Annotated in this window: 6 protein-coding genes; 2 read left to right on the top strand and 4 right to left on the bottom strand. The window is 64.9% G+C overall.

Annotated elements, in window-relative coordinates; all coding sequences use genetic code 11:
• A partial coding sequence (locus CVM52_RS22270) for an ATP-binding cassette domain-containing protein (protein ID WP_133119937.1) occupies positions 1-404 on the top strand: 404 nt, incomplete at its 5' end.
• The gene (locus CVM52_RS22275) at positions 401-1132 is read left to right on the top strand and encodes an ABC transporter permease (protein ID WP_100164573.1); all 732 of its coding nucleotides are present in this window, start codon (positions 401-403) and stop codon (positions 1130-1132) included. The genes CVM52_RS22270 and CVM52_RS22275, both read left to right, overlap by 4 nt.
• Positions 1133-1252: 120 nt before the next feature.
• On the opposite strand, the gene CVM52_RS22280 is transcribed toward CVM52_RS22275, so the two are convergent.
• From CVM52_RS22280 to CVM52_RS26720, 4 genes are all read right to left on the bottom strand, one after another.
• The gene (locus CVM52_RS22280) at positions 1253-3619 is read right to left on the bottom strand and encodes a hypothetical protein (protein ID WP_133119938.1); all 2367 of its coding nucleotides are present in this window, start codon (positions 3617-3619) and stop codon (positions 1253-1255) included.
• A 13-nt stretch (positions 3620-3632) separates the two neighbouring features.
• Positions 3633-4919: a hypothetical protein gene (locus tag CVM52_RS22285; RefSeq protein ID WP_100164575.1), complete on the bottom strand. Its 1287-nt coding sequence runs from the start codon at positions 4917-4919 to the stop codon at positions 3633-3635.
• A gap of 3 nt (positions 4920-4922) precedes the next feature.
• Positions 4923-5681, bottom strand: coding sequence for a tetratricopeptide repeat protein (locus tag CVM52_RS22290; RefSeq protein WP_100164576.1), 759 nt, complete (start codon positions 5679-5681; stop codon positions 4923-4925).
• A gap of 244 nt (positions 5682-5925) precedes the next feature.
• Positions 5926-6742: hypothetical protein (locus tag CVM52_RS26720; protein ID WP_205965007.1), on the bottom strand; the 817-nt coding region annotated here is incomplete at its 5' end.

The following is a 6742-nucleotide window of genomic DNA, read 5'->3' on the forward strand; positions in this document are numbered from 1 at the left end:
CCGAGCGCGCGCGCTGGGTGCTGGGGCGGGTCGGGCTGGCCGATCACGCCGACAAGCGGCCACATGCGCTGTCCGGGGGCCAACGGCAGCGCGTGGCGCTGGCGCGGACATTGCTGGAGGATCGGCCGGTGGTGTTGCTGGACGAGCCATTTTCGGCGCTTGACGCCCGCTCGCGGTCGCTGATGCAGGATCTTGCCGCCGAGCATCTGGCCGGGCGCACGGTTCTGCATGTCACCCATGATGCCGCCGAGGCGGCGCGGCTGGGGCAGACCGTGTTGTTGATGACGGCCGAGGGCATCCTGTCGATTGCACCGCCGCAGACGCCGATCCCGCGGGCCCCGGACGCGCCGGAGACGCTGGAGTATCAGGGCCGCCTGATGCGGCGGCTGCTGTCCGCGCGATGAGGCCGTTTTTGCGCATCGCGGCGATCACGCTGGGCGGCCTGCTGATCTGGCAGGCGCTGGTCACGCTGTTCGATCTGCCCCGGTTCATCCTGCCGGGGCCGCAACTGGTGCTGAGCACCCTGTGGACCAGCCGGGTTTTGATTGCGGAACACACATTGGTGACCAGCGCGGAGATCCTGCTGGGCCTGGCGTTTGGCGCCGGGCTTGGCTTTGGCTCGGCGATCCTGCTGGCGGCGTCGCCGCTGGCCCGAACGATCCTGCGGCCGGTGCTGGTGTTCAGCCAGGCGGTGCCGGTGTTTGCCCTGGCGCCGATCCTGACGCTTTGGATGGGCTACGGGCTGTGGTCCAAGGTCGCCATGGCCTTGCTGATCATCTATTTTCCGGTGACCTCGGCCTTTCTGGACGCGCTGATGCGCACGCCGCCCGGCTGGCTGGAACTGGCGCGGGTGCTGAATGCCACGCCGGGCCGGGTGTTGTGGCGCATCAAGGTGCCCGCCGCGATGCCGGGGTTTGCCTCGGGCCTGCGGCTGGCCTCGGTTTATGCCCCGATCGGCGCCATCATCGGCGAATGGGTCGGCGCTTCGCAGGGGCTTGGCTATTTGATGCTGCTGGCCAACGGGCGGGCAAAGATCGACCTGATGTTCGCCGCCCTGATCGTGCTGGCGGTGCTGACGCTGGCCCTGCATGCCACGGTGGATTGGCTGTGCAAGCGGGTCTGGGCGGCGTGATATCGCCCCGTCAAGGCGAGGAAGCGGTGGCATGACTGCCGCCGAGAGGACCCGCGTTGTGCGGCAGGGGTCGCGCTCGGCTCAATTCCGGGCGGCTTCCGGCGTGATCTGAGGCCGGTCTCAGCCGTCGAACATGGCGATGACGGCTGACTCGGCGCAGAGCAGTTCCGCAAGCTCTTCGAAGCCGGGCGGCAGCGCACAGAGTTCGAAATGCAGGCGTTCCTCGCGGCTCAGGATGGCGCGGGCGAGCGTGCGATAGGCGGCATCGCCACTGAACGCGCCCAGCTCGTGCAGCGGCGTGCCCAGCATATCCTGCGCTAGCGCCTCGATCGCCTGGCGCCCCTGCTCGTCCGGAGAGATATGCGCCATCAGCCAGTCCGGGAAGCCCGGCGCGATCTGCGCCGCGGTTTCACTGTTCCGGCGTGCCAGCGCGGTTCGAAATTGGGTCTGATCCACCTTTGCCAGGTGGGGGATGGCGTGGCGTTCGGCCTGGGCGGTGTGGGTCCGACCTTCGATCAGGGCCTGTGGCTGGGGCGCGGGGGCGGGGATTGCCGCGATCAGCTGGCCGGTCACGGTGGCCGAGAGGTCGGCAAAGGTGTCGACGAACCTGCGGCGAATATCCTCGGTCTGGGCGGGCAGGGCGAAGCCTTCGATATCGGCGACAATTGCGGCTTCGACGCCGCGCGCCTCGATCAACCCGTCAAGATCGCGGCTGTATCTGGCGATGTCGAAGGCGGCAAATTCGGCATCCGCCAGGGTGCCGCTGAGGCGGGCGCGTTCCTGCCGCAGCAGGGCGACAAAGCTGTCGCGGTCCCGGTCCGGCAGGGCGATATAGGGGCCCTGGCGCCCGCCGATCACCTCGATGCTGTTCAGCACGCTGGCCAGGTTGCTGCGCGTGGCCTCCATCGCCTGGGCGGTGCGGGTTTCAAGATCGGCGTAGAGCCGGGAGATCCTGAGGCCGGTCAGCGCGGCATAATTGCCAAGAAACCCGATATGCGACCGCTGGTCGCGCCCCTGTGCCGCCGACGCCGGCTGGGTATAGATCAGGAAGGTTTGCAGCGCCCGCTGGGTCTGGGCGGCTTGCAGCAGCAGCTGCGCCTGGATGCCGGTCCGGTCCTTGCCGATCTCCCTGACGCACATGCTCCAGAACCGCTCGAAGACCGAGCGGTCGTCGCGCTGCCAGCCTTCATAGGGCACCCCGACCATGGTGTAGAACAGGTCGCCATCCACCACGACTTCGGGGATGTCCACGCCGCTGGATTGCGCCACCGCGTCATGCGAGGTGAAGCGCAGGAAATTGGTGCAATTCTCGGTATTGGTCGCGGCATTGCCGTATTGCGCCACCAGGGCCAACACGCCGCCGGCGCGCGGCCGGTTGTCCCGGTTGTGCTTGTAGGCGGTAAAGCTGGGGCAGCCCGGCAGATTGCTGAGGCTGCCGGTCAGGATCAGGCCGTTCGGATCCAGCGTGGCGCGCAGCGCGACAGGCGCGGTATTGGCGCGCGGTGGGTAGATCCAGGCCTGAGGGTCCAGCGACAGCGTCGCGCCCGAGGGATCGATGGTTTCCGACATGCGCAGGGCCAGCCCATCCTGCCCCGGTATCAGCACGAACAGATCGGTGCCGGGCGATCCCGCGCCGCCGAGGGTGAACACCAGCCGGGCATCGGCCCCGGTGCCCTGCGCGCGCCGGTTTTTCCGTTCGCATTGCACATAGCCGATCCAGTGTCCGGCCAGTCCCGGCTGGGGCAGCGAGGCAACCGGGGTTTTGCCGGGAGAGGGCGGCGCGGCAGCGGATGCGGGCGGGGCCGCGGCGGCGCGGTCGGTTTGCACCGCGGCGGCGGCGCTGACCCGGAACGGCACCCGCAGGTGGGGTGTTGGATTGCCGTTCAGATGCAGCCGTATCTCGTAATCGCCCGCCGGCTGGCCCTTGAAGTAATGCTGGCCGTACATCTTCCGCGCGGCGCGGTGTGCCTCGGCATATTTGCCGTCCGGGGCGTTGGCCGGGGCCAGCACCAGCACCTCGTTCCCGGTTTGGCCGGGCAGCCCCTGGAAGGCGACGCCGATGGGCTCGCCCAGGGCAAATTCCGGTTTTTCCACGCTGATGGACAGGTCGCAGACCTGCGACTGCGCGACGGCGTCCTGCAGACAGGTGCGCCCGACGGCGAATTTCTGCGCGGCCAGCACCTGGGCGGTCTGGCCCGAGATCAGCCGCGCCTCGAACACGCCGCCCGGCTGGCCGCGAATGGCGCGCGATCCGCGGGTTTCGCCGCGCAAGAACTGGCCGCCGATATTGATCGTCGCCGGGGCACCCAGCGGCGCAAGCGTGACGTAATCGTTGTTGTGACCGGGGGCATTGGCGAAGGTCACGGTGATGGTCTCGTTCGGCTGATAGACCGGCTTGTCGGTGGCGACGCTTTGCGCCTGGGCCGGCCCGCAGGCCAGGGCCGCGATCACCAGCGCCGCGCGCGTTCTGCACCAGTTAAGCCGCATGGCTGTTCTCCTCTCACCGGGTTAGCAGGCACAGCCCAACCGATTTCCGCGATGCCGGGTGTTTGGCGAAGACCAGTTCGAAATTCTGCAGGTGATTGAAGCCGTAATCGCGTGCCAGCCACTCGGCGTTTTCCTCGTTCAGGCCCGCCGATTTCAGTTGCCCTTCGATGCACCGGCATTTTGCGGTTGCGGCACGATACGACCCGCCGCTGCGCGCGGCCTGGGCCGCACAGCGCATCCGCAATCCGGGCCAGCCCATCGCATGGGCCGGGCCATCGCCCAGCAGGTAGTTTTGCAGGTTCTGATAGATCGCCTTGACGATCGGGTTGTCGCAGCCATCCTTCATCTGCGACAGGCGCACCCCGTCTTTTTCGCCGGCGTTCTGGGCGGCCTCGCGGGCCGACACATTGTCAAACAGGGCGCCGGGATTGGTGGCGAGGTCCTTGAACCCTTGGGCCAGGATATCCAGCGCCTGTTTGCTTGCCCCGCCGCCGGGATCGAACATATTTCTCATGATCTCGCGCGTCACCTGCGGCCCCAGATCGGGGTTGGCAAAGGCGGCGCAGCTGTTGGAGTAGAAGTTCACCGGGTTGGAAAAATGTTCGTTCATTTTCAACAGGTAGAACACAAGAAACCCGTCATCCGAGTCGAGGTAATCGAAGTCGCCGCGATACAGCGCCTGCATCTGCCGCGGGCGCGCGAAAATGCCGGGATCGAACCCCGCGGTGCTGAGCGCGACCTCGGGCAGAGCGTCAGCCGCCGCGCGTTGTGCCGCAGGGCGGCGGGGTTCGGGGGCGGCGCTGGGGGCGGGTTCGGTGCGTTGTGCAGTGGCCTCGGGCAATTGCGGCAGGAACCCGGATTTGCCGGCCGTGTCGGTTTTGCGGTCGGCGAGGTTCGGCATCGCGGTGGGCGGTTCGGGCGCGCTTGGCGGTTCGGGCGCGGGTGGCGCCAGCATGGTCATCACCGCCCAGTTGCTGCGCGCGGAGACGACGCCCTGATAGACCAGCTGTTCGCCGTCAAACCCCTTGAGCATGACATCCTTGGCCTCGGGACATTCAAAGCCCAGGAAGGCCTGCAAGGTGCCTGCCAGCCGCGCCAGTTTTGCGCTATCGCCGAAACTGGCGGGATCCGGGGCGGTCAGTCGCAGATGGATACGTTCGCCACAGGTGAAATCCTCGGCCGTGGCAATCGCGATCCCCTCGAAGCTGGCGATCTGGCGGTCGGCCTGCGCCGGGGCGGCGCAGAGGGCCAGGCCAAGCGCGGTAGCGGGCCAGGCTAGTCGGCTGTGGGTTACAGGCATCGGTCAGTCCTCCCAACTGCCCTGGGCGAGGTAACGGTTGAAGCTGTCGAACATATGCTGCGCGATCAGGCCGCTGCAGCCGTGCCGCCGGAGAAAGACGGCGGCATCGTATTCGGCAACCGAGGTTTCGATGGCGATCTCGATCGGTTCATCGTCGGAGGGGGTCCAGTTCGCCGGATAGCGAAAGCCGTAAAGCGCCGGCACATTGCCCGGCTGCAGGAAGGGTTCACATTCCAAAAGCAGGGTCTGCACCAGGCTGAAGACATAGTTGCGGCTGGGCGCGCCGGCGGCGGGATCGGCCACGGCGCCGGTGATCCGGGGGTATTGGCCTTCGAAGAAAAGCTGCACGAAGGGCCGGGCATAAAGCGCCCCGTCAAAGGTCAGCTGTGCGATCTGGCCCTCGGCGGCGAGAAAGCCGAGATCGAGCGCCTTTTGATAGGCCTGATAGGCCTGCTGCCCGTCCACCGGCGTGCCCAGCCCGAATTGATGGGCATCGCCCAGATAGGCCCAGGCGGCGGCATAATCGGTGCCGGAGGCGGTTTGGAACAGCGCAAAGGCTTCGTCCTGCTGCCCGACGGCCAGCAGGGCGCGGCCCAGCTGGAAGGCGAAACGCGGTTCTTCGGAGTCGAAGTCGATGGCATCCTCGCAGGCCAGAATGGCCAGGCGCGGAACGATCTGGTCGTCGGCGATGCCATCGGCCATCCGCTGGGGATCGTCGGGATGGGCGGCGAGGATGTCGCATTCCTCTATCGAATCAAGCACACTTTGCGCCAGAGCCTTGCCTTCGGTTAAAATTGCAATTGATATAAAACTGCTAATTAAGAGCAACAAAGAACGGGATGAAGAGGTTGGTATTTTGGGGAGTTGATCGCATCTAAATTTGGAGCTTTTCAGAGAGAAGAAGTAACGCAAAATGGGAAGACAGCCCAAAAGACCGCCGGAATTATTCGAATTTTCTTCTTCGAAACTTGGGTTTTTAATCATGCTGCGACCCAACTTTCTAGTTTCACCTAACTAACATTTTTATCTGCAAGTTTCCGTGGTTGTCCTTTTCCCAAGAAACCTTGCCAGGCTTAAGCCCCATATCTTTCAGGGCGAGCTTGGCGGCGCGCGCCAAGACGGTATTATTTGGTGATTTGCCAAGGTCATAATCTCTTTTGGATCTTACTTCTTTGACATTCTGAAAAACTATTTCTTTTGGGCGGGTGACACCATTCTCACGCATCACCTTCGAAATCATCAGCCCTGCGGTTCCATGTGGAAGTTGACCTCTTTTGATGTCTGTGATCGTGACAACGCCGTTTCTGGAACGCGCCATTGCCACCTCCGCCTTGGCAGAAGGGACGTTGACCAAAACAGAGTCGGGTCGATGAGTCGTCTTCCACTCTCTGGCGATGATTTGCCTTGCGAATGCCAATCTTGAAACGAATGCCGTTGAATTAGAGTTGCCAGTCAAGTCACGCTTGGCGTTGGCTCTGCTTTGCAAACGCTGAAGGGCCGCCCTTCCACCAGGCAATGCTTGAATTGCCGCGCGTGGCTGAGTTCCAACACCCCCAGCCACACGGCTGGACGACATTACAATGGCAATTCTTGATCCCGTCGCTGCTGCTCTGACGCCGTTTGAACGCGTGGGAACCGCGCCATCCGCGCGTACTGATCGGCGCGGCGCTGTGGTGCGTGCGGCGGTGTTGAACCGCGCGGTCAGTCCCGCCGGCCGGTTGTCGTTCACGGCCTTGCCCTTGCCGCTGACGCCATTTGCGGCGATGCGGGTGTTTCCCGCCGCGGGTGTGCGGGTGCCTGCGCGTGCGATGGCGGGGGCGGGG

The sequence above is a fragment of the Pseudooceanicola lipolyticus genome, assembly GCF_002786325.1.
GTDB lineage: Bacteria > Pseudomonadota > Alphaproteobacteria > Rhodobacterales > Rhodobacteraceae > Pseudooceanicola_C > Pseudooceanicola_C lipolyticus.

Bases quoted from the DNA above. Each gene is read 5' to 3' on its own strand.
- CVM52_RS22275 (WP_100164573.1), top strand. From the start codon at position 401: ATGAGGCCGTTTTTGCGCATCGCGGCGATCACGCTGGGCGGCCTGCTG.
- CVM52_RS22280 (WP_133119938.1), bottom strand. From the start codon at position 3,619: ATGCGGCTTAACTGGTGCAGAACGCGCGCGGCGCTGGTGATCGCGGCC.
- CVM52_RS22285 (WP_100164575.1), bottom strand. From the start codon at position 4,919: ATGCCTGTAACCCACAGCCGACTAGCCTGGCCCGCTACCGCGCTTGGC.